This window comes from Hungatella hominis (assembly GCF_014288005.1).
GTDB classification, from domain to species: Bacteria; Bacillota; Clostridia; order Lachnospirales; family Lachnospiraceae; genus Hungatella; species Hungatella effluvii.
In genome coordinates, this window is record NZ_JACOPB010000005.1 from 373,473 (window position 1) to 396,133 (window position 22,661).

The window sequence follows — 22,661 nt, forward strand, 5'->3', positions numbered from 1 at the left end:
TCGCTCCAGCCGTCTTTATCATTCCATACCACACAACTATCCATTATACTCTTCCAGCAGCAGCCTGGCCAGCGTCTGTTCCGTCCCCAAAAACTGCAGGATATCCTCGATCTCTTTCCGGTTGTCCTTCGGCCCGCCCTGTTTCACCGCGCGGATCAGAATATTCTTCGGAGTGTGTTCCATATCGATAAATTCCAGGATCTGAGTCCGGTAGCCCCTGTTTTCCAGGATCTCCGCCCGGAGGGCATCGGTGTATAAGGCTGCCATACGCTCCTTGATCAGCCCGTACTGGAGCACCGGGCGCAGCAGCTCGTTGTCCATCTGTTTATTCAGCTCATGCTGACAGCAGGGAACGGAGAGAATCACGGAGGCATCCCATTTTACCGCCTTTTCCAGGGCGTAATCCGTAGCCGTGTCGCAGGCGTGAAGCGTCACAACCATGTCCACATGGTCCACGCCGTCGTAGGAAGCAATATCCCCGTGATAAAACTTCAGCTTGTCGAAGCCATAGACCACGCTTAGGCGGTTGCAGTGGTCGATCACATCCTGCTTTAAATCCAGTCCGATAATGCGCACTTCATAGCCCTTCAGCTCATGGAGATAATAATACATGGCAAATGTCAGGTATGATTTTCCGCATCCAAAATCGATGATTACATTTTCCCTGCTCTTGTCCAGTCTTGGGAGAATGTCCTCAATAAATTCCAGAAAACGGTTGATCTGGCGGAACTTATCGTAGCGGGAACGGACGACCTTACCATCGGCCGTCATGACGCCTAAGTCCTCCAGAAATGCAACAGGCTTTCCTTCCTCCAGGATGTAGCGCTTCTGCCGGTTGTGGGAGGCCACGTTCGGAGCCGCTGCCATCTTCTGCTGATTTTTCTTAACTTTAATCGTGACAGTCCCTTTCTTGCCAACCAACACACGGGCCTGTCCCCTGGACGATTCCACCTCTGCCTGCTTAAAACCGCTCTCCATCAGTCCCAGCAAGTAGGATACGCCTTCTTCTCTCGTCAGATTTCGGTGAAATGCCTGTTTCTCCGTCAGTTCTTCCGCCTGGAACACCATGCCGCCTTTCAGCATAACCGGGCGCACCCGAACCTTCAGTGCTTTGTACGGGCCTGCCCCATCCTTTAGGGCCGGATTGCTCAGGATGATCCTGAGCAGGCTGTCGTCTAAAAAGTCCTCAAAGATCTTCTTAACCTCTTCTCTTTTTTCCAGAACCATACTGCTCTGCTCCATAAAATATTCCCCTGTCCTCTAGTACTGCGTTGTGTAATTATGCAACGCAGTACTAATTCTCCGCCGATACCCAGCTGCTTCTTAAGAGCTCCGGATGCGGCTCCAAATGCGCGTAATCATTAAAACGTTCCACGGTAAAGCGATTATTGCCTGGGTTATAGGCCACCTCGGTAATGCTGCAGTTTTCCAGTGAATTGCCGAGGAGCCGGTGTCTGGCCGGTTCCATGCCTAAAAATGCGGAGGTCATGCTTCGGATTACACCGCCGTGAGTGACTACCGCAACCGTCTGATAACCGCTCTCAGCAATCTTATGAAATACCGGCATCACCCGCCGGATCACGTCTCCCGCACACTCTCCGCCCGGATACGGTAAGTCGGCTTCCATCTTTTCCTGTTCCTTCTTAAATGCGGCAAATTTTACCGCAATATCCTCGTCGCACATTCCTTCCATCTCGCCGAAGGAGATCTCGCGCAGCTCCTCTTTTACAATGTGTTCCACATTCCAGAAGCGGTTTGCCGTCTCCGCAGTCTGAAACGCCCGCAGCAAATGGCTGGAATATACAGCTTCAATCTTCTCTCCTGCCAGACGTTCTCCCAAAAGCTCCGCCTGTCGGAAGCCCTCCTCAGCCAAATCCACATTGACGTTGCACAGCCGGCTGCACTGGCGGCCATGACGAATCAGATACAGTCTCATCCGATCTTCCTCCCAATTTCTCTTCTCTGTTAAGTACGGCCCAGATGGGTGTTCATTCATCTGGGCCTTTCTTTATTTAATCCTAATTTTTGAAACTGTGGATCGGAGCCGGAATTCTGCCTCCGCGGGTCACCAACTTCTCACAGGAATAGGGATTGACCGGCATAACCGGAGCGTAGCCAAGCAGTCCGCCAAATTCCACCGTATCCCCAATGGTCTTTCCGATCACCGGTATAAGTCTGACAGCGGTCGTCTTCTGGTTGATCATACCGATAGCTGCCTCATCCGCAATAATGCCTGCTATGGTCGTCGAAGGCGTGTCGCCTGGAATCGCGATCATATCGAGGCCTACGGAGCAGACGCACGTCATCGCTTCCAGCTTTTCGATCGTCAAAGCTCCCATGGAAACCGCATCGATCATCCCCTGATCCTCGCTGACCGGGATAAATGCGCCGCTTAAGCCGCCTACATAGGAAGAAGCCATAACGCCGCCCTTCTTCACCTGATCGTTTAACATGGCGAGAGCCGCTGTCGTTCCCGGAGCGCCTACACGCTCCAGACCGATCTCTTCCAGAATCTCAGCGACACTGTCGCCTACAGCCGGAGTCGGAGCAAGGGACAGATCAATGATGCCGAACGGAATATTTAAGCGTCTGGAGGCCTCCTGAGCCACCAACTGTCCGACTCTCGTGATCTTAAACGCCGTCTTCTTGATAGTCTCGCAGAGGACCTCAAAATCCTTTCCTCTCGCCGTCTCGATGGCAGTCTTTACAACACCAGGTCCGCTGACACCCACGTTAATGATGGACTCGGCCTCCGTCACTCCGTGGAACGCGCCCGCCATAAACGGATTGTCGTCAGGCGCATTACAGAAGACGACCAGTTTGGCGCAGCCCAGAGAATCAGACTCCTTCGTCGCTTCCGCCGTCGCCAGCACGATCTCGCCCATCAGCTTCACGGCATCCATGTTGATGCCCGTCTTTGTGGAACCCACGTTGACAGAGCTGCACACACGCTCCGTAACGGCAAGCGCCTGCGGAATGGAACGGATCAGCCTTTCGTCCGCATCGGTCATACCCTTGCTCACCAGAGCGGAATAACCGCCGATAAAATTTACTGAAACCTCGTGAGCCGCCCGGTCGAGGGTCTTTGCAATGGTCACATAGTCCTCCGGACTCTTGCAGGCCGCCGCGCCAACCATGGCGATCGGGGTGACGGAAATTCTCTTATTTACGATTGGGATGCCGAAATCGCGCTCAATCTCTCGGCCGACTGCGACGAGATTTTTAGCTGTAGTGGTGATCTTGTTATAGATCTTCTCATTGACCGCATCTAAATCGCTGTCGCTGCAGTCCAGAAGGCTGATGCCCAGGGTAATCGTTCTGACATCCAGCTTCTCCTGTTCTATCATTTTATTTGTTTCATTTACTTCAAACATATTCAACATATCAATGACCATCCTTTTTCTTTTTCGCTGCTGTCAGATACGGTGCATCTTGGTAAAAATATCCTCGCGCTGGCATTTTACCTTAACGCCGATCTCGTCTCCGATCTGTTCCAGTTCATCGGCAAGCTCTCCAAAAGGTTTTGTGGCGTCGTTCGTGTCGACAATCATCATCATATTAAAGAAATCCTGTACGATGGTCTGTGAGATATCCAGGATATTCACCCGGTTGTTCGCCAGGTATGTGCAAATCTTTGCAATGATCCCTACGGTGTCTTTTCCAACTACTGTGATAATGGTTTTCTTCATGCTGCTTTTCTCCTCTTTTATATAGTGATAATTTCCGACATCCTGTCTCTTCCCGCAACCGCGATCGAAAAATCGGACGCCTTAAATGGATTATCTCCGTCTGTAATCTCCAGCTTTACGGTCTCGTAAGCCAGCTCTTCATAATTATTTTCTTTGCTCAAATGGCCAAGCAGAATCCGTTTTAAATTATCGTGCAGAATGCAGCACAGAAGGCGTCCGGCGTTCTCATTGGAGAGATGGCCGTGATCCCCTAAAATACGGCGCTTCAGGTAGTAAGGATACGGTCCTGCCTGCAGCATGTTGACATCGTGATTTGATTCCAGCAAAAGCGCATCGAGTCCCTGTAAATGATCGATTATGTACTGGTCATAGTGTCCCATGTCCGTGGCTACCGCCACCGATTTGTGGTCATGCTGAATCCGGTATGCCACCGGATTTGCCGCGTCGTGATCGATCGAGAAAGGCTTTACCTCCAGATCTCCGATAAAAAAGTCCACATCCGGACAGATCGGATGGTACAGCTCTCTGGGATACTCTCCCAGATACTTCTGTTTCGATACCTCTTCCAGCGTTTCCTTTGTCCCATAAAGAGGAACACCGTATTTTCTTGCCAGGACTCCCAGTCCCTTTGTATGGTCAGAATGCTCGTGTGTGATGACGATTCCGTCGAGCTCGCTGCCTTTTAAACCAATTTCATTTAAGCCCTGCTCAATCCTCTTATTGCTGATGCCGGCATCCACCAGAATATGGGAGTTGTCCGAACCAACATAGATGCAGTTTCCACTGCTTCCGCTCGCTATACTTACCAGTCTCATGTTTTCCGTCCTTTATCTTTCAATAGGGCCTCCAGCCCGGCTTTTACCTCTTCCACGGTCCCGTTGTTATCAATCACCCGGTCCGCCAGTTCCCGGAATTCCTCATCCGAAAGCTGATTCTTCATAATGCTTAGGGTACGCTCTCTGCTGTATCCCCTGTTTTCTTTCAGGCGCCTGATGCGATTCTCTTCCGATGTATAAACATACCACATTTCATCGTAGATGTCATTCTGTTCCCTGCCCATAATTGCAGATTCTACCACAATTAAGTCCGCTTGTGAAGAAGAAATTTTATCTTTGATCGTTTTCCATACCATCGGATGGATGATTCCGTTCATCGTCTCAAGCGCATTTTGGTCATGAAAAATGAGTGCGGAAAGCAGCGGACGGTCAATTGTGCCATCCGGTTTCAAGAAGCTGTTCCCCAGGGCACGGACGACCATCTCGTAGCCCTCGTGCCCTGGTTCCATCAGCTCATGCGCCACCTGATCGGCGACTATGATTTCTGCTCCGTACTCTGTTTGCAGGATATCGAGAATCCGGCTCTTCCCGGCGCCGACTCCGCCTGTCACTCCTATCACTCTCACTTTTTCTCCCTCTCTCCTGTAAGGCAAATATACGCCCTGGTCCTATTTGGCGTCAAACCAGGAATCTCCGACGTTCGCTTCCACCTCAAGAGAAACTGATAAATCCGCTGCATGCTTCATCTCGTCCACCAAAAGCGTCCTTACCGCTTCCACTTCGTCCTTCTGCGTCTCGATCAGAAGCTCATCGTGAACCTGTAAAACAATGCGCGATTTAAGGCCTTTCGCCTTCAATGCACGATCCACACGTATCATTGCGATCTTCATGATATCGGCCGCCGTTCCCTGAATCGGGGAGTTCATGGCCACACGCTCCCCAAAGGAGCGCTGCATAAAATTAGTAGATTTCAGTTCCGGCACCGGACGTCTTCTGCCAAACATGCTGACCGCATAGCCGGTCTCTTTGGCATCCGCCACAAGCCTGTCTAAGAATTCCTTAACGCCAGGATACGTCTCAAAATACTTATTGATATACTCCGTCGCCTCTTTCCTGGATATGCTTAAGCCCTCGCTCAGTCCGAAGGAACTGATACCATACACGATTCCGAAGTTTACCGCCTTGGCATTTCTTCTCTGCAGCGGCGTCACCTCGTCCAGAGGCGTATGGAAGACCTCGGAAGCCGTGATGGCATGAATGTCATCCGCATGGCGGTAGGCTCCAATCAGCCTCTTATCTCCGGACATATGCGCCAGGACACGAAGCTCGATCTGGGAATAGTCGGCGTCGATGAAGACGCAGCCCTCCTCCGGAACAAATATCTTCCGAATCTCACGTCCCAGTTCCATACGAACCGGGATGTTCTGAAGATTCGGCTCCGTACTGCTGATTCTTCCCGTAGCCGTGATGGTCTGGTTAAAAGTCCCGTGAATTCTCTCATCCGGCCCGATATAGACGGCCAGACCTTCCGCATAGGTGGAATTCAGCTTGGTGAGCTGACGGTAGTCGAGAATCATCTGTACCACCGGATAATCGGGAGCCAGTTTGTCCAGCACATCGGCTGCCGTGGAGTAACCGGATTTCGTCTTTTTCCCATTGGGCAGCTTCATATGGTCAAACAGAACCTCGCCCAGCTGCTTGGGAGAATTGATATTAAAGGTTTCCCCTGTTTCTTCATAAATCTTCTGCTCCAGCGCGACAATCTGCACCTTTAAGCGGTCTCCGTACTCCTTCAGCCGCTCTCTCTCCGCCTTGATTCCCACCTGCTCCATGTGGAAAAGGCTGTAGATCAGCGGCATCTCAATATCGGTAAAGAGGCTGTACATTTCGGCCTTCTTAAGCTCCTCGGTCAGACGGTCCGCACACATAAAGGCGATATAGCCCATGTAGCAGATGCATGTAAACGCCTTCTTCTCATCGGTCTCAAGTGCCTTTTTAATCGTCTGTTTTCCTAATAAGTCGGCTCTGGACGGGACGGTCATGCCCAGATAATCACGGGCAAGATCATCGTAATCATACGTATCCTTAAGCGGATTTAAAAGGTAACCGGCCACACCGGCGTCAAACAGCGGGCTGTCTGATTCAGCTTTCAAAAATGGAAGCAGCGGCTTTAGCTTAAGCACGGATACCCGTTCGCATGATCTGCACAAATCCCTTGCCTTTTCCACCAGATATTCCGCCCGCATAAAGCCCTGGGGGACGAAACAGTAGGTGGCTTCCTCTCCTGTGCAGAGCGCCATGGCAGTCAGCTCATGGTCCAGGGTCACAAGTTCCAGGCCAATCTTCGCCCCGGCTTTGCAGGCGGCAAAGATGGCTTCCGCTTCTCCAAAATCGGTGACCATCTGAAAATGTGCCTCCGCCGACGGACTCTCTACCGGCGTATCCGAGAAACGGGAAAGGAGTGATTTAAACTCCAGACGCTTCATATACTGGTAAGCGGCCGGTGTATATAAGTTGTCCGCTTTGGCATCGTCATAGGAAAATTCTATTCCGCAGTTTATATTGATCGTTGCCAGCTCCTTGCTCAGCTGTGCAAGACTGTAATTCTCTTCCAGTGACTTCTTCGCTCTTGGCGGTTTGATCTCCTCTATATGGGCGTAAGCGTTCTCAATACTTCCGTATGCCTCTATAATGGCAGCGGCCGTCTTCTCTCCGATGGACGGTACTCCTGGAATGTTGTCGGAGGAATCTCCCATCAGGGCCTTCATATCGATAAATTCCGTTGGAGTCACATGGTACTCATTCTTCACATCCTCCGGATAGTAGTCTTTAATCTCCGTACCGCCCCTGCTGGTCTTTGGAATCCGGATCTTTATATGCTCGTCGGCCAACTGGAGCAGATCGCGGTCACCTGATACCACGACCACCTCCACGCCCTTCGCCTGGCTTTCTTTCGCCACAGTTCCCAGTATATCATCGGCCTCGTAGCCTGCCATCGTAAGGATGGGCACCTCCATGGCGCCGAGGACTTCTTTCATCAAATCCACCTGCTCGTGAAGCTCCTCCGGCATGGGTTTTCGCGTTCCCTTATACGGTTCGAACATCTTATGGCGGAATGTGGGTTCCTTTCGGTCAAAGGCCACCGCCACATGGTCTGCCTGCTCTTCTTCCAGAATCTTAAACATAATGTTCAAAAATCCGTATACGGCGTTGGTATGGAGCCCCTCTGAATTTGTCAGCTCGGGAATTCCGTAAAATGCCCTGCTCATGATACTATGTCCGTCTATTAATACTAATTTCTCTTTGTCCATGTTCTCTCCTGTCAGATGAGTCCCGACTGCAGCCAGATGCGGCACTGCAGAAGGACCGTAATAATTAATGCCATAACGCTGAGTGTGGATACCGCATAGCGCACGATCTTAACGAGCCGAACGGCTTCCAGTCTTTCCCTGGACTGTTCGATCGCTGTCTCAAGCGCTCCCTTGATGTTGTAATTGCCCGTCTCGGAGTCCAGCTGCCGGATTCCCACGTCAACAGTAAAATATATCTCCAGCTCTTCCCTGCATTCCGGGCAATGTTCAATATGCTCCAGAAATTCAAAGAGTTCTTCATCAGTCAGTTCGTTCTTAATATAAGGCATTACAAGGCTTTCCGCTTCTTTACATGTCACCTCCGGACACCTCCTTCCACAAATCTCTATCTATCATACAATATATTTCCACCATTTTCAATTTAATAATCATAAAAAACACTTGCCAAATGGAAAATCCTGTGATAAAATAATCAACGCTGTGATTGTTACGCCGGCTTGTCGGAATGGCAGACGAGGTGGACTCAAAATCCATTGGTGGCAACACCGTGCGGGTTCAAGTCCCGCAGCCGGCACTACACCCTTGGCAGGGAATTGGACTAAAAATAACGTATCTGCGTTATTTTTGGTCCTTTTTTCTATTAAAAAGGGGACCCGCCGAATGCAGCAGATTCCCTTTTACTTGAAACGCGATACCGTTCTATGATACCGTTCTATAATTCTTTCCGGACGCTTAACCCCAGCGGCTTTGCCACACGGTCCTTTATACTCTCCACTTTCCCCAGCATCAGCCATTGCTTTGTGCATTCTGCGCTTGCTCTTTCGCCGTCATCCGGCCACATGGAACGCCATTTTGCAAAACATTTATTCTCCAGCTTGCTGAAAACCATATAGATCATCTGTAATTCTTCTTCGGTAAACTCTAAATTATAAATTTGCTTTTTTATCACTGTATGTACTCCCCCTCCATTGTCAATTATCTTATCCCGACCGGCTCCTGGTATAAAAAGTATACAGCTTTTCTTAAATCCGGTCAACTATATGAATATTTAATCCACCATATAAACATACCATATGTAGTAAACTACTGAAAAAGGAGAATTGATATGGTTGACTTTGGAAACACCTTAAAAACATTACGATTACATGAAGAAATGACACAAGCCCAATTATCCCAGAAATTAGGGCTGACAAAATCCGTAATCAGTGCCTACGAAACCGGCCTGCGCCTGCCGTCTTACGATGTTTTAATTCACATTGCACAGATTTTTAAAGTATCCACGGATTACCTCTTAGGCGTAGAGCAGAAGGACAGTCTGGATCTGTCCGGGCTGACGCAGAATGAAAAGTCCGCACTGTTGGCACTGATCAAGGCTATGAAAAGCAGATAAGACTCCAAATGATACGCAGACTCTACTATGGGCTGCTGTTAATAACCAGGCTGCATGTCCCACAGAGAAACGCTGCAGCCTGTCTGACTGCCGTAATTTCACGGCGAAAGCTTCAATGCGCTTATTCTTTTGAGGCTCTGTGTAATTTCAAATTCCCCTCATAATCCATATTCCCATCTAAACCAAAGGCTTCAAAAATTGCATTCTTATCCTTTTTATTCAATGGATGACTGAGTCTCCCCCTGACACTATTTCTGACATCACTGCCATAATAAGGTTCATTGGAATGCGCTGCGATGCATTCCTCCAGATGATCTAAATCTAAAGAAAAACCAATTCCTTCATCCCTGTAATCGGTATGGTACCATCCCTCATCTTCATACATTTTATATTCAAAAAGCGACAGTTCCCTGTATATGAAACCGTATTGAAGATATGCGATCTCCCGATCCTGATAATTAATGCTTTTACTCGTCGAAATGGGACCGTTATCCAAATCCCGATATGTAACTGCCCGGTTTCCGATGATCTTATACTCACCGTAATAAATGCGGTTGTCCATGAAAGCCTGCGGCGGCAGAGACAGCCCCTGTTCTAATTCATCCAGGTTCACCTCCATGCTGTCACTGATTTTATGGTAAACTTTTACCACCAGAGCCGTTCCCATTAAATTTGTGAGACCGTAATTTTTATTTTGTTTAAACTCCTCCGTCTTCCTCCGTTTCACGATATCGATTAAAATCTTTCCAAAGCCATACTGTCTTCTTCCGATTTTAAAAGCAAAAATATCGCCTTCTTTATAGCTCTGATGCACTCTTTTTTCATTTTTAAAGGTTTCCAGTTCTGCGAAATCTGCCTGCGTCGTTTCCCTGATCCAGTTCTCGATCCAGTTTTCCAACACAGCACCACTCTCTTCACTCCCTGTTTTTTCGGAATAAAAAGTCTTTTGTGTCGTATAACTGGCAATCGTGATCCAGCCCCCCTCATAGGAAAAATAGACATTCACAGGCCGAAAGGACTGGGTAGCCGTAAAATTTAATTTCTTCGGCTTTCCCTTCGCTGTCTTCGGCAGCACCATCGTTCTGTTATCCGCCGTTTCAACCTCCAGCTCGCATTCTCTGTACCGAAAGTTTTCCTCCTGACAGCCGGAGGAGGAAATCTCTTTTTTAATCACGTTTCCGTCAAAATAATAGGAGGTTCCTTTGATATCCAGTACTTCCCAATGCTCTTCGATGGGGTTTAAACCTAAATATTTTCTTTGTTCGTTGGTTAATATAAATTTGTCATCCACAATCAGTCCCACTCCATTTCATTTTCCGTTGTCAGGGGATAGTAAGCCACATAATCACCCATAATACGTCTCATCCTCAATCCTCCTCTGTTCTCCCTCCTTATTTTCTCTCAGACGGTTTCACTTTCCTCGTCCTTTTCTTTTTTTAACTCTCTCAATACCTCATCCAGTTTCTTCATAATCATGCAGGTGCAGACAATAACAATGGCCGCAAGAGCCGCAATTCCACTGTAAACCGGATCGACATAAGACTTTATAAATGCATCGCCTCCCGGCAGAAGCACAAAGCTTATTCCTGCCAGAATAATAAAATTAAAATTATAAAACACCAGATTGCTCCCCTGATACGTATCAGGCTACTTATCCAGCTCATTATAACACGGCAAACCTCATTCCGCATACACTTCATAAGAAACTAATTACATCGAAACAAAATCTTAAGCAATTCTGCAATACATTTCCCCACCATTATGGTATACTGTTCCTATCGAATTCAAATGATAAAGGAGGCTTTTTATGAAGCGATATACAGTTATTCTCACCCTTTCACTCGTCTGTGCCCTTTCACTTGCCGGATGCGGTAAGAAGAATCAGGACAAAACAGATTTGACAAGCACCCACACCACGGCGGCCGAGACCATGTCTCCCACCACGACAGCGGCAGAGACGAAAGAGACGACAGCCGCGGACAAAGAGACCACAGATGCGGCTGGCGGCGAAACGAAAAAAGATGACTCGAAGAAGGCAGACAGCGCTTCCAGCGTCACCACATCCATACACACCTACGCCACCGGAAACATTTCCGTCGAATACCCGGTTGTCTCTAATTTGAGCAAGGCTGCCGTGCAGGAAAAGATCAACAAGCTGCTAAACGAACATGCGCTGGAATTCATCAAAGCCTATGGCGTGAATGAAAGCAAGGATTCCCTCACCGTGAAATGCAGGGTTGTCTCTGCGGACCGCAGACGCCTGACTGCTGTTTATACAGGGTCCTACATGCCGGAGGGCGGCGCGCATCCAGTCAGTCTCTTCTATACGAATACCATTGACACCGCACTCGGCGAAGACATGGGTCTCACAAACTATGCGGACCCCTATACACTGGCCGGTTATGTGCTGTCCGGTGACTGCCAGTTTGCGGACGCGGATGCCGCTTTGGAAAAAGAATTGATGAAGGTTAAGAATGACACGGACATTGAGACGTATACCGAGATGTTCCGCCGCGCAGATTTCCCATGGAAGGCGCCGAAAAACACCTCCAAGGACTCTGACGAAGCCGTAAAATTTCCGGAAGTGTTCAGCTACGAGGAGCAGGGAACCATCTATGTTTCCATACCGGTACCTCATGCTCTTGGCGATTATGCTCTGATAAAGTACACTCCTGACACAAAATAGTGAAAATAGTTGCTATTTAACCCCATATTTGATAAAATAGTACGGAAAAATACAAAGATATGAAATGGGGTAGCAAAATGAGTGAAAAAACGCAACTGACAACACGAGACTATCTGCTCAGCATCCAACACCTGTTTGCCATGTTTGGCGCGACGGTTCTGGTTCCTTTGCTGACCGGTCTCAATCCATCGCTCGCACTGTTTTCCGCAGGTGTGGGCACCTTAATATTCCACTGCTGTACTAAGTTTAAGGTTCCTGTTTTTCTCGGTTCTTCCTTCGCATTTCTGGCCGCATTAAGCGCCATCATTCGACCGGAAGGTGCTGTGGTTGCAGAAAACATTCCTTTAGCACAGGGTGGAATTATTTTTGCCGGTCTGATCTATCTGCTGTTTGCACTGATTGCGTTTTTAATCGGAGCGGACAAGATCAAGAGGGTATTTCCTCCGGTTGTAACAGGGCCCGTAATCGTGGTCATCGGTATTAACCTGGCGAGCACCGCGATCGGTGATGCGACCGGCGGCTTAAGCCTGGCGGACGGCCTTACCTCTGAGATCGCCTTAAACCTGGGCATCGCCCTGTTTACGCTCTTCGTGGTAATCCTCTGTTCCATATTCGCACACGGTTTTTTCAAACTGGTCCCGATCCTAATCGGAATCGCCGCAGGATACGTTCTGTGTATTATTCTGGGCGCGGTCGGAGTCTTCCATATGGATTATTCCGCCATTACGTCCGCAGCATGGATTAATATCCCCTTTGTGACAAAGGATATGAATGGAGTTTCCTTTATGTCTCTTCCGAAATTTGAGCTGGGCGCCATTCTCTCCATCGCACCGATCGCCTGTGTTACCTTTATGGAACACATCGGTGATGTTACCACCAATGGTACGGTTGTCGGAAAAGATTTCTTAAAGGATCCGGGTCTCCACAGAACCCTGATGGGCGACGGACTCGCAACCTTATTCGCCGGATTCGTCGGCGGACCTGCCAACACCACGTATTCGGAGAATACCGGTGTTCTGGCCACTACGAAGAATTACAACCCGCGTCTTCTGCGTGTGACCGCCATCTTCGCGATCATCCTCGGCCTTTTTGGTAAGGTAGGCGCAATTCTTCAGACTATTCCGGGCCCGGTCAAAGGCGGCGTAGAAGTTATGCTGTTTGGTATGATCGCCGCAGTCGGAATCCGCTCTCTCGCGGAATCGGATCTTGATTTCACTCACAGCCGCAATTTAACCATCGTCGGCCTGATCCTTGTATTTGGCCTCGGTTTCGCACAACTGGGAGGACTCAATGTCCACGCAGGCTCCATAACGCTTAACATCTCCGGCCTTTTCATCGCCGTTGTGATCGGAGTCCTCATGAATATCATACTGCCTCAGGCAGCCGATACTGTAAAAAACTAAAGAAAGGATTCATATACCATGGAATATCCAATTGAAAATGTAACTGTCTTCAGCCACCCGTTAATCCAGCACAAGATCTCTATCCTGAGGGATAAGAGAACCGGTACCAATGAGTTCCGTGCTCTGATCGAAGAGATCGCCATGCTTATGGGCTACGAGGCCTTAAGAGACCTTCCCTTAAAGGAGGTTGAGGTCGAGACTCCGATCGAGACCTGTATGACTCCCATGATCGCGGGGAAGAAGCTGGCCATCGTTCCTATCCTTCGTGCCGGCCTCGGCATGGTGAACGGAATCCTCGCTCTCGTTCCCTCTGCCAAAGTCGGTCACATCGGTCTTTACCGCGACGAAGTCACACACGAGCCTCACGAATACTACTGCAAGCTTCCGAACCCCATTGAACAGAGAACCATCGTGGTAACCGATCCTATGCTGGCTACAGGCGGTTCTGCCGTTGCAGCCGTGGATTTCATCAAGGAACACGGCGGAAAGAACATCAAGTTCATGGCCATCATCGCCGCTCCGGAAGGTCTGGAACGCCTTCACAAAACTCATCCGGACATTCAGATCTATGTCGGCCATCTCGACCGCCAGTTAAACGAAAACGCCTACATCTGCCCAGGTCTGGGAGATGCCGGAGACAGAATTTTCGGTACGAAATAAGACAATGAAACTGTAAAGCTGACAGGAGCTGTAAAATAAGTTTCTAAAAAAGAAATGCCAGTTCCGGCAAATGCCGGTTCTGGCGTTTCTTTTTTATCTTCTCTTATCCAATTCCTTTGTATACAATGCTCATAATAAACACCAGGACGGCGAGTCCCACGTAAATATATTTTGCAGCAAAGCAAAACAGCTTCCCAACCGGCTTTTTCCGGCCGGTATTCAGCTCCTCTCCGATCCTGTTTATTCCCAGAACCCAGTAGATCATGATCGCACAGAGCACGGCTCCGAACGGCACGACGTAGATCGTTATCATATCCATCCAGGAACCCATATACGGCTCATACTCGATGAAAAGTCCGATCAGGAACACGAGACAGCCCACGAGAAGAACCGCCTTCTTCCGGTCGAAATGCAGATGAGTCTGAACCGCTTCCGCACACACCTCGAACATGTTGACGAGGGACGTGATTCCTGCAAACAGCACGGATAAGAAAAACAGAACGGCCACCCATCTTCCGGCCGGTATCTGCGCGAAAACCTTAGGAAGCGTGATGAACATGAGCGGCGGACCGCTGGCCGGATCCATCTGAAACGCAAACACCGCCGGAATGATGGCAAAGCCTGCGAGCAGAGCCGCCACCGTATCGAGCAGAGCGGTCGTCATGGCCGCCTTCGGTATATCTTCCTTCTTGTCTAAATAACTGCCGTAAATGATCATTCCTGATCCGGTAATCGACAGGGAGAAGAATGCCTGTCCCATGGCCATCACCCACGTCTCCGGCTTAAGCAATAGCTCCCAGTGCGGAATCAGCAGATACTCATACCCGGCAAGGGCGCCGTCCAGGAAGAACACCCGCACCGCGATAATCACGAACAGGATGAAAAATGCAGGCATCATAATGCGGTTGACCTTCTCGATCCCCTTCAGGACACCGCCCACCAGCACCGCCATGGTGATTACCACCACCATGAAATGCCACGGTACGCTGCCGAAATGGCCGGTCGCCTGGGAGAAATAGACCTCTGCCTCCATCCCCATCATAACTCCCGACAGAGAGCCAAACAGGTATCGGAGCACCCAGCCCACGATAATCGCATAACCGATCGCGATACCCAGAGAACCGATCAGAGGGATGGCGCCGAGAAGTCCCCCGCCCCTTCTCCCTCTGCTCTTCAGCGCATAGCTGTAAGAACCGATGGGTCCGGTCCCAGTCAGTCTTCCGAATGCAAATTCCCCCGACAGCCCTACCAGGCCGAATAGAAAGATAAATCCGAAATAAACGAGTAAAAAAGCTGCGCCTCCGTACTGCCCCACGCGGTAGGGGAACATCCAGATGTTCCCCATTCCGACTGCAGAGCCCACGGAGGCCAGTATAAATCCAAGCCGCGAGCCGAACTTGCCGTTCTTCCCCGCAGTATGTGTTTTTTCTGACATGTCTCTTTGTACCTTACTCCTTGATTTTATCGCTGGCCTTCCTCATTGGGCGGCCTCTTTCCCGGCCTTTTTCGGCCTTCTTTCTTATGCTTCCTCTGTTTCGCGTTTCTCTGCCACTTCGCCCTGCTTCTTGTAGATGCAGCCGCCGTCAACACAGCCTCTCACGCTGGAAAGCGGATAGATATTGGATTTCGGTCCGATTACGGTTCCCGGATTTAAGACTGAGCCGCAGCCGACTTCCACGAAGTCACCCAGGATCGCGCCGAATTTCTTTAACCCGGTTTCGATATCTCCATCCTCTGCGTGAACCTTGACCAGAGTCTTGTCAGACTTCACGTTGGAGGTGATGGAACCGGCGCCCATGTGTGACTTATAGCCCAGGATGGAGTCGCCTACGTAGTTGTAATGCGGTACCTGAACGCCGTCAAACAGGATAACGTTCTTTAACTCACAGGAGTTTCCCACAACAGCGCCTTCACCAACGATGACGTTGCCGCGGATAAATGCGCAGTGACGGATAGATGCGCCCTTACAGATGATTACATTATCGGCCAGACACGCGGTCGGCGGCATCTTGACGGATTTGTGAATCCAGATGGATTTACCCATGCGGTTGTATTCGTCTTCCGGAAGCAGCTCGCCGAGGGAGGTAATATACTCACCGATCTTGGGGAGGATCTCCCACGGATACGTGTTTCTTTCAAATAAAAGTTTTGCTATGGTATGGCTGGTATCAAATAAGTCCTGGATTTGCATATCTTCTTTTTTCATGGTCTTAAGTCTCCTATTTTGTTTTTTTATAATTAGCCGCCGCCGCATCAAATGCGCCCCGAAGGCCGTATTGATTGTTCAGCCTTAATACATTGGCCGTGCGTCCAGCGACAAAATTCTCGAGTTTCTGCATGTATTCGTCGGAGGTAATGCTTCCCTCCGCCACGTAGGTAAGCCCTTTTTCCCAGCTGGCCGTCAGTTCCGGATTCAAAAGCTGGCGGATCGAGGCGTTTACCACGTCAAAGATCATCTCCCCTAAGAGTGTCGGGGTAATAACCTGGGTCTTCTGGTTCAAGGCCAGATATTTAATATTGAACAGCTTCTTTAAAATCTCGGCACGGGTCGCACTGGTACCGATACCGCTTCCCTTGATCTGGGCCCGCAGCTCGTCATCCTCGATCAGCTGGCCCGCATTCTCCATGGCCAGAATCATGGAACCGGAGGTATAGCGCTTGGGCGGTGATGTCTCTCCCTCCTTGATGGCCAGACTCTTAAGCGGGACTACGGCGCCCTTCTTCAGAGTCCCCAGCATGGCGATAAATTCCGGATTATCCATGTTTTTCTGTGTGGAATCTGCGCTGCCCTCCTCGGAGTCTCCGGAACCATTCTCCGCCTGTCCGTCCTTTGGTTTGGCATCCGGTTTTTTCTTGCTTCCCGGAACATCCGCCACCTTTAAGTAGCCCGCCTCCAGCATGACGCGGAAGTTAGCAAAAAAGTGTTCCTTATCGATAACCAGCTCCAGCGCGTATTTCTGGTAGATGGCCGGAGGATAAAAGATGCTTAAAAATCGTCTGGCTATTACCTCATAAACCTTTGCGGAAAGCGGCGACAAGCTTCGCAAGGCCCCCATGCCCTGTCCGGTCGGTATGATCGCGTAATGGTCCGTAATCTGTTTATCATTCACGTACCGCGTTTTTGCAATCCCTTTAAAGGAACCGGACTCCAGCGCTTCGGCCGCGAATCCGGCCAGCGGTTCAAAATTCTTTAAGCCTCCGATGTTCTTGTATATCTCCTTCGCCACTGCTGTGGAAAGGACTCTGGCATCGGTTCTCGGATACGTTACCAGCTTCTTCTCATACAGTTCCTGGACGACCTTCAAGGTCTCATCCGGACTGATCTTAAACATCTTGGAGCAGTCATTCTGAAGCTCCGCCAGGTTGTAAAGAAGCGGAGGATTCTTCGTCTCCTTCTTCTTCTCAATGGCCTGCAGCACCGCATTCATGGGCTGAACCGCGGAAAGTGCTTCGATTAAGGCTTCCGCTGTCTTTCTCTCTTTAAATCCGTTCTCCTTATAGAGATACGGGGATTCGAAATACCTGGAGCCCGGGGCGCTCTTCCACTCTCCGTCAAAATCCATATCCTGAGGAGAGAACGTACCAATCACCCGGTAAAACGGTGTCTTGACAAAGTCCCTGATCTCCCGCTCCCGCCGGATTACCATGCCCATGACACACGTCATAACGCGTCCCACGGAAATCACCGTGTTCTTTCCGGTTCTTAAGTAATTCGAAATATTCTGTCCATACTTTAGTGTAAGCAGACGGGAAAAATTAATTCCCATCAAATAATCTTCTTTTGCCCTTAAATAGGCTGAGGCGGAAAGATTATCGTATTCCGTCTCATCTTTTGCCTCCCTGATTCCTCTTAAAATCTCTTCCTCTGTCTGGGAATCGATCCATACCCGCTTCTGGGCCTTATCCTTCACATCAGCCATCTGGGCCACCAGACGGTAAATATATTCTCCCTCGCGTCCCGAGTCGGTGCAGACATATATCGTATCCACGTCCGGCCGGTTTAAAAGACCGCTCACGATCTTAAACTGTTTTTCGACGCTGGGAATCACTTCGTACTTAAATTCCTTCGGTAAAAAAGGCAGAGTCTCGAGACTCCATCTCTTGTATTTTGGATCGTAGCATTCCGGATAGCTCATAGTAACTAAATGGCCTACGCACCATGTGACAATTGCCTGTTCCGATTCAATATAACCATCGCTGCGCCTTCCGTTTATCTTAAGCGCGTTGGCAAATTCCTGTGCTACACTTGGTTTTTCTGCAATGTATAAAGATTTTGACATGTATATCCCCACTGATTTCTATTCATAACCCGTCTATTATACCATTGAAAATCCGGAATATCAATGATACAATTATAAACAATTCTATTTCTATTTTATTACGTTAAAGTGAAGGAGTCCTATTATGTCTATTGCAAAAGTAAAAGAATATCTGAGAGATTATGGCAGAGACTGTGACGTACAGGAGTTTCCAGTTTCCAGTGCCACGGTGGAATTAGCGGCCAAAGCGCTGTCCGTAGAACCTGCCCGCATCGCTAAAACCCTTTCTTTTCATGGAGATGAAACAAACGGCTGTATCCTGATTGTCACAGCCGGAGACATGAAGATCGACAACGCCAAGTTTAAGAAACAGTTCGGTTTTAAGGCCCGGATGCTGGGCGCCGAGGAAGTCGCCATGCTGACCGGCCATGAGGTGGGCGGCGTCTGCCCGTTTGCCAATCCGGAACACGTGACTACTTATCTGGATATCTCCATGCAGCGGTTCCCTTCCGTATTTCCGGCGGCCGGAAGCGCCAGCTCCGCGATTGAGCTTACCTGTGAGGAGCTCTTCAAGTATTCACAGGCAAAGGAATGGATCGATGTCTGCAAGGCAAAAGATGTTCAGGCCATATAAAAAATTTCCTGGTTATCCAGGTTGAACTTATGATATAATTGCTTGTTTCTTTCTATGAACAATGATATACTAACATTGGCTGAAGATGGTAACGTGATACAAGTAATCCATATCAGGAGGTATTCATATGTTAGAACATAGTGATTTGCAGGCAATCAGGGACATCATGAAAGAAGAAATCGGAAGGTCAGAAAATCTTCTCAAGGATATTATAAAGACCGAGATCGGCAGATCAGAAAATCTTGTATTAAATGAGGTTGACAGAGTACAGGAGAATCTTGAAACGAAGATGGAACAGCTCAAAAAAAATATGGATGAGTTGACACAGTATTATCGGACGGTAAAACTAGATCATGAAAACAACGCCCTTTTCCTTCAGATGATTCAGGAAATCAAAAAAGAAGTGAATGAACTCAAAATGAAAATCGCATAAAGATTCCAAATGAAAGTATTGCATTCCTGGCAAAAGCAAGTAAAAGAAGAGGCAGTGAAAAAGAGTTATCTAACTCCATTTTTTATCTGCCTCTTCCGCTCCTATCACAATTCGTCATTTTAAACACATCTTTATCCTGTATACTGGCTTGCCTGCATCTGAAACATCTCCGCGTACTTCCCGTTTAAGCGCATCAGCTCCTCATGATTTCCATCCTCTGTGATCCTTCCGTCTTCCAGAAAGATAATCCGTCTGCAGAACTTGCAGCTGGAAAGGCGGTGTGAGATGTATACGGCAGTGCGTCCTCCCGTCAGTTCACTGAAACGCTCATACACCTCTTCCTCCGCGTACGGATCCAGAGCCGCTGTCGGTTCATCCAGCACAATAACCGGGGAATCCTTATACAGCGCTCTGGCAATCGCCAGCTTCTGAAGCTCTCCACCTGAAAATTCCGTCCCGCTTTCCTCGAACTGCTTTCCAACGAATGTCTTGCTTCCATTCGGAAGAGTCTGAACTTTTTCAAAGATCCCTGCATTCTTAAGCGCCGATTCCAGGCGTTTCTCTGAGACAGCCGTTCCGGCAGCCACATTTTCTTCAATGCTAAATTCAAATATCTTAAAATCCTGAAATACCACGGATAAAAGCTTCCGGTACACTATAGAATCAATCGTATGGATATCCACGCCGCCGATCAGGATCTGACCGTCAGTCGGTTTGAACAATCTGGACAGCAGCTTGATCATGGTGGTTTTTCCAGCGCCGTTTCTGCCCACGACAGACAGGCTCTCGCCCGGCTTCAGTTCGAAGTTCACATCACTTAAGATGTCGTGGTCTGTTCCCGGATACCGGAACGACACATGACGAAATTCCAGAGTTAGCTGGCTGGTGTCAATGTCCTTTTGGCCTTCCATCTCCGTTTCCACCGGAATCTCCTCCAGTTTCACGAATTCTTCCAGGTAACGGCAGTCCTGTCTCAAACGCACGATAATATTCAGCAGATTTGCTGTGGAACTGGAAAATGTCGCCGCCGCTCCCGTATACATACTGAAGCTGCCAATGGTGATACCGGTCAGCAAAGCCTTCACGCCGATGTATCCGTACACAAACGCACTGCGGAACGCCTCTAAAATCCTGGAAATCCCTTCAAACCTCCGTTTCAGCTCCATGGTCTGCTTCTTGAACCTGAATATGTTGTCGTCACATTCGTTATTGCGCTTCATCAGCAGTTCATGGAGGCGAAACAGCCGAATATCCTTTCCAGGTCCAAAATCTTCGAGAATCTGATAGTAATAGATAAAGAAGCGCTCCATACTTACGGATTCTTCGTGAATCTCCATCTCCTTTTTCTGATATCCTTTGTTAAGCCAGGCGATCACAATTGTGGGAATCATGATGACTATCAGGCTGATCACATCGAAGCTTAAGAGAATTCCAACGGCCCCTGCTGCCGTAAGGACACAGCGGATCAGTTCGGGAAACTGGCGCACAATATAGAGATGAGTCATTCGTTCCCGGATGGGAAGCATGGCTTTATCCTTTTGCTCTATGTACTTCGTATCCTCCAGATTCTCGTAGGCCACCCCCATGTTGTGGCTGCCGATGTCATACTCAATCTTAACCAGAATATCCCTTGTCACCGCATTCATATACCGTTTCAGCGCGCCTGCCGCCATCGATAAAAACAGCGCTGATAATGCGGCCGCCGCCACATACCCGGCCAGAAGGGAAAGACGTTTCTCTCCCATCATCTCATCGATCATGTATTTGGGAAAGAGTATTGCCACAAATGGAAGCGCCGCCTCCAGCATGGATTCCACAAACGCGGCCAGAACGTAGCCTGGCGATGCCTGAACTACTTTTTTAGCCAGAAATTTCAAATTATAAAGTTCTTTTTTTATGTTATGCTTCATGCGCCGCCTCCCCCTCCTCATAATATTTCTTCTGAGCCATAAACATCTGGTAATACTTTCCCTTCTTTTCCAGAAGTTCCTCGTGAGTTCCCAGCTCCGCCACACGTCCCCCGTCGATCAGTGCAATCTCATCACAGAATCTGGTGGAGGCCAGTCGATGGGATATAAACAGCAGTGTCCGGCCTTTTGAAATTTCCGCCAGCTCATGGTACAGAGTATATTCCGCATGGGCGTCGAGGGCCGCCGTCGGCTCGTCAAAAATCAGGATCTTTCCATTTTTGTAAAGTGCCCGGGCGATTCCAATCTTCTGTTTTTCTCCTCCGGATACATCAACGCCGTCATGGTAGAGATACTTTGTCAGCGGAAGATCCGGATTCTTCCCGTGCTGTTCATAAAACGCCGAAAGCCCGGCTTCCTCTATGGCGGCCAAAAGGCGTTCTCCATCCGCACCGCCCTCCTCACAGGTGATATTTTCCTGGAAGGTCATGGCAAATAAGTTGATGTCCTGAAATACAGCTGCCAGCAGATTTCTGTAGTCCTGAAGTGCAAAACGGCGGATGTCGGTTCCATTTAGAAGGATCTCCCCCTCCGTCGGGTCATAGAGCCGTGTAACCAACTTGACCAGCGTCGTTTTTCCAGCACCGTTGATACCGACGATTGCCAGCTTCTTACCAGCTTTTATCGTAAAATTGAAATCTGTATACACATTTTCATCCGTCCCCGGATAATGAAAACTCACATGGCGAAAGGTGATCTCATAGTGATCCGCCTGCGGAACGGGTACCGGTTCTTTCGGTCCGCCCTCATCCTCATTGGGAAGGTCCAGAAACGTTCTCATCTCGTCAATCCGGAATAAATCGCTCTTTACAAATGCCATATCCTCAAATACCTTTTCCAGCGTAACCGTAAGTGTTGCTGCCGCCATAAAACACATAGTAAAATCAGCAATGGAAATCCGTCCCTCAAGGACGCTGCAGATCAGATAGCTGTAAATAATGATATCACGGACGCAGGAAAGGATGCTTTCTGCAAGGTCTGCACCATAATGGTGTTTCTGGATATCCACATCAATCTTTCGTCTGGATTTGTGGTTAAGTATCAGCTTCTCCAGCAAAATGTTGGAGAGGCCGTAGATTCTCAAATCCTTTCCATAAGCCAGGTTGCCCATAACATTCGTCAGGTAGCGCTGACGCCTTCCAAACGGTGATGCCTTCCTTGATATCTCCACCTCATACTTACTGGCTTTTTCCCTTAAGAGATAGACCATGTAAATATCAGCGATCAGCAGGAGAACGATCAGAAAATTAAGTTTTCCTAAAACGCTTAAATAAAACACGGCTGAGACACCATTTGCCGACAGCACAAATAACTGGGTCAAAATTCCCTGAACCCCGAATTCGATATCGGAGGTGGCCGAGGTGACACGCCAGAATTCATTTAAGTATTTGGGGTCTTCCAGCTTCCTTCAGCAAATAAAGGAAGTTCCCTCTGCTTTTCTTTTTTCTTTTCA

At 48.8% G+C, this 22,661-nt stretch carries 22 protein-coding genes and 1 tRNA gene; 7 read left to right on the top strand and 16 right to left on the bottom strand.

Translation table 11 applies throughout. From position 1 onward, the window contains the following. Positions 1 to 36 precede the first annotated feature (36 nt). The 8 genes from H8S75_RS14145 to H8S75_RS14180 all read right to left on the bottom strand — a co-directional run bounded on the left by H8S75_RS14145 (position 37) and on the right by H8S75_RS14180 (position 8,135). Positions 37 to 1,227, bottom strand: a complete 1,191-nt coding sequence (locus H8S75_RS14145) for a class I SAM-dependent methyltransferase (RefSeq protein WP_187022217.1) — start codon at positions 1,225 to 1,227, stop codon at positions 37 to 39. Between the two features lie 67 nt (positions 1,228 to 1,294). Then, positions 1,295 to 1,936 carry a histidine phosphatase family protein gene (locus H8S75_RS14150; RefSeq protein WP_187022174.1) on the bottom strand — a complete coding sequence of 214 codons (642 nt, stop codon included), beginning with the start codon at positions 1,934 to 1,936 and terminating at the stop codon, positions 1,295 to 1,297. Between the two features lie 82 nt (positions 1,937 to 2,018). Then, positions 2,019 to 3,383, bottom strand: coding sequence for a PFL family protein (locus tag H8S75_RS14155; protein ID WP_187022175.1), 1,365 nt, complete (start codon positions 3,381 to 3,383; stop codon positions 2,019 to 2,021). A gap of 33 nt (positions 3,384 to 3,416) precedes the next feature. Next, positions 3,417 to 3,689: an ACT domain-containing protein gene (locus tag H8S75_RS14160; RefSeq protein WP_002604259.1), complete on the bottom strand. Its 273-nt coding sequence runs from the start codon at positions 3,687 to 3,689 to the stop codon at positions 3,417 to 3,419. A gap of 17 nt (positions 3,690 to 3,706) precedes the next feature. Then, the gene (locus H8S75_RS14165; protein WP_187022176.1) at positions 3,707 to 4,504 is read right to left on the bottom strand and encodes an MBL fold metallo-hydrolase; all 798 of its coding nucleotides are present in this window, start codon (positions 4,502 to 4,504) and stop codon (positions 3,707 to 3,709) included. Then, on the bottom strand, positions 4,501 to 5,091 hold the full coding sequence (coaE, locus tag H8S75_RS14170; protein WP_187022177.1) for a dephospho-CoA kinase: 591 nt from the start codon (positions 5,089 to 5,091) through the stop codon (positions 4,501 to 4,503). The genes H8S75_RS14165 and coaE overlap by 4 nt, the downstream gene beginning before the upstream one ends. A gap of 42 nt (positions 5,092 to 5,133) precedes the next feature. Continuing rightward, positions 5,134 to 7,776 (bottom strand): DNA polymerase I, encoded by a 2,643-nt coding sequence (gene polA, locus H8S75_RS14175; RefSeq protein ID WP_187022178.1) that lies wholly within the window; start codon positions 7,774 to 7,776, stop codon positions 5,134 to 5,136. Positions 7,777 to 7,787: 11 nt separating this feature from the next. Beyond that, entirely contained in the window at positions 7,788 to 8,135 is a 348-nt protein-coding gene (locus H8S75_RS14180; RefSeq protein WP_002604263.1) for an anti-sigma factor family protein, read from the bottom strand. 132 nt (positions 8,136 to 8,267) lie between these two features. On the opposite strand from H8S75_RS14180, the gene H8S75_RS14185 reads away from it, so the two are divergent. Further along, positions 8,268 to 8,350 (top strand) — tRNA-Leu (locus H8S75_RS14185). Positions 8,351 to 8,488: 138 nt separating this feature from the next. Here H8S75_RS14185 and H8S75_RS14190 read toward each other — a convergent pair. Continuing rightward, a complete protein-coding gene (locus tag H8S75_RS14190) occupies positions 8,489 to 8,725 on the bottom strand; it encodes a hypothetical protein (protein WP_002604264.1) in 237 nt (78 codons plus the stop codon). A gap of 156 nt (positions 8,726 to 8,881) precedes the next feature. Between H8S75_RS14190 and H8S75_RS14195 the strand changes: the two genes are divergently transcribed. Beyond that, entirely contained in the window at positions 8,882 to 9,166 is a 285-nt protein-coding gene (locus tag H8S75_RS14195; protein ID WP_002604265.1) for a helix-turn-helix domain-containing protein, read from the top strand. Between the two features lie 121 nt (positions 9,167 to 9,287). Here the strand turns inward: H8S75_RS14195 and H8S75_RS14200 are convergent, their stop codons facing one another. Then, positions 9,288 to 10,457, bottom strand: a complete 1,170-nt coding sequence (locus H8S75_RS14200) for an immunity 26/phosphotriesterase HocA family protein (RefSeq protein ID WP_187022179.1) — start codon at positions 10,455 to 10,457, stop codon at positions 9,288 to 9,290. A gap of 110 nt (positions 10,458 to 10,567) precedes the next feature. Continuing rightward, on the bottom strand, positions 10,568 to 10,786 hold the full coding sequence (locus H8S75_RS14205; protein ID WP_187022180.1) for a hypothetical protein: 219 nt from the start codon (positions 10,784 to 10,786) through the stop codon (positions 10,568 to 10,570). Positions 10,787 to 10,973: 187 nt separating this feature from the next. Here H8S75_RS14205 and H8S75_RS14210 point away from each other — a divergent pair, with 187 nt between their 5' ends. The 3 genes from H8S75_RS14210 to upp all read left to right on the top strand — a co-directional run bounded on the left by H8S75_RS14210 (position 10,974) and on the right by upp (position 13,915). Further along, the gene (locus H8S75_RS14210; RefSeq protein WP_187022181.1) at positions 10,974 to 11,852 is read left to right on the top strand and encodes a polysaccharide deacetylase family protein; all 879 of its coding nucleotides are present in this window, start codon (positions 10,974 to 10,976) and stop codon (positions 11,850 to 11,852) included. A 77-nt stretch (positions 11,853 to 11,929) separates the two neighbouring features. After that, positions 11,930 to 13,255 carry a uracil-xanthine permease family protein gene (locus tag H8S75_RS14215; protein ID WP_432764186.1) on the top strand — a complete coding sequence of 442 codons (1,326 nt, stop codon included), beginning with the start codon at positions 11,930 to 11,932 and terminating at the stop codon, positions 13,253 to 13,255. Positions 13,256 to 13,285: 30 nt separating this feature from the next. Further along, complete coding sequence (upp, locus tag H8S75_RS14220) at positions 13,286 to 13,915, top strand: uracil phosphoribosyltransferase (RefSeq protein WP_055653124.1); 630 nt, start codon at positions 13,286 to 13,288, stop codon at positions 13,913 to 13,915. 103 nt (positions 13,916 to 14,018) lie between these two features. Here the strand turns inward: upp and H8S75_RS14225 are convergent, their stop codons facing one another. The 3 genes from H8S75_RS14225 to H8S75_RS14235 all read right to left on the bottom strand — a co-directional run bounded on the left by H8S75_RS14225 (position 14,019) and on the right by H8S75_RS14235 (position 18,195). Beyond that, on the bottom strand, positions 14,019 to 15,350 hold the full coding sequence (locus tag H8S75_RS14225; RefSeq protein ID WP_187022183.1) for a sodium-dependent transporter: 1,332 nt from the start codon (positions 15,348 to 15,350) through the stop codon (positions 14,019 to 14,021). A gap of 84 nt (positions 15,351 to 15,434) precedes the next feature. Beyond that, the gene (locus H8S75_RS14230; RefSeq protein ID WP_187022184.1) at positions 15,435 to 16,121 is read right to left on the bottom strand and encodes an acyltransferase; all 687 of its coding nucleotides are present in this window, start codon (positions 16,119 to 16,121) and stop codon (positions 15,435 to 15,437) included. A 13-nt stretch (positions 16,122 to 16,134) separates the two neighbouring features. After that, positions 16,135 to 18,195, bottom strand: a complete 2,061-nt coding sequence (locus tag H8S75_RS14235) for a DNA topoisomerase (RefSeq protein ID WP_187022185.1) — start codon at positions 18,193 to 18,195, stop codon at positions 16,135 to 16,137. A gap of 124 nt (positions 18,196 to 18,319) precedes the next feature. Between H8S75_RS14235 and H8S75_RS14240 the strand changes: the two genes are divergently transcribed. Continuing rightward, entirely contained in the window at positions 18,320 to 18,808 is a 489-nt protein-coding gene (locus H8S75_RS14240) for a YbaK/EbsC family protein (RefSeq protein WP_187022186.1), read from the top strand. A 127-nt stretch (positions 18,809 to 18,935) separates the two neighbouring features. After that, positions 18,936 to 19,241: a hypothetical protein gene (locus H8S75_RS14245; RefSeq protein WP_187022187.1), complete on the top strand. Its 306-nt coding sequence runs from the start codon at positions 18,936 to 18,938 to the stop codon at positions 19,239 to 19,241. Positions 19,242 to 19,372: 131 nt separating this feature from the next. On the opposite strand, the gene H8S75_RS14250 is transcribed toward H8S75_RS14245, so the two are convergent. Together H8S75_RS14250 and H8S75_RS14255 are read right to left on the bottom strand one after the other, a co-directional pair. Beyond that, the gene (locus H8S75_RS14250; RefSeq protein ID WP_187022188.1) at positions 19,373 to 21,151 is read right to left on the bottom strand and encodes an ABC transporter ATP-binding protein; all 1,779 of its coding nucleotides are present in this window, start codon (positions 21,149 to 21,151) and stop codon (positions 19,373 to 19,375) included. Further along, positions 21,141 to 22,529: an ABC transporter ATP-binding protein gene (locus H8S75_RS14255; protein ID WP_187022189.1), complete on the bottom strand. Its 1,389-nt coding sequence runs from the start codon at positions 22,527 to 22,529 to the stop codon at positions 21,141 to 21,143. The genes H8S75_RS14250 and H8S75_RS14255 overlap by 11 nt, the downstream gene beginning before the upstream one ends. Between the last annotated feature and the right edge of the window lie 132 nt (positions 22,530 to 22,661).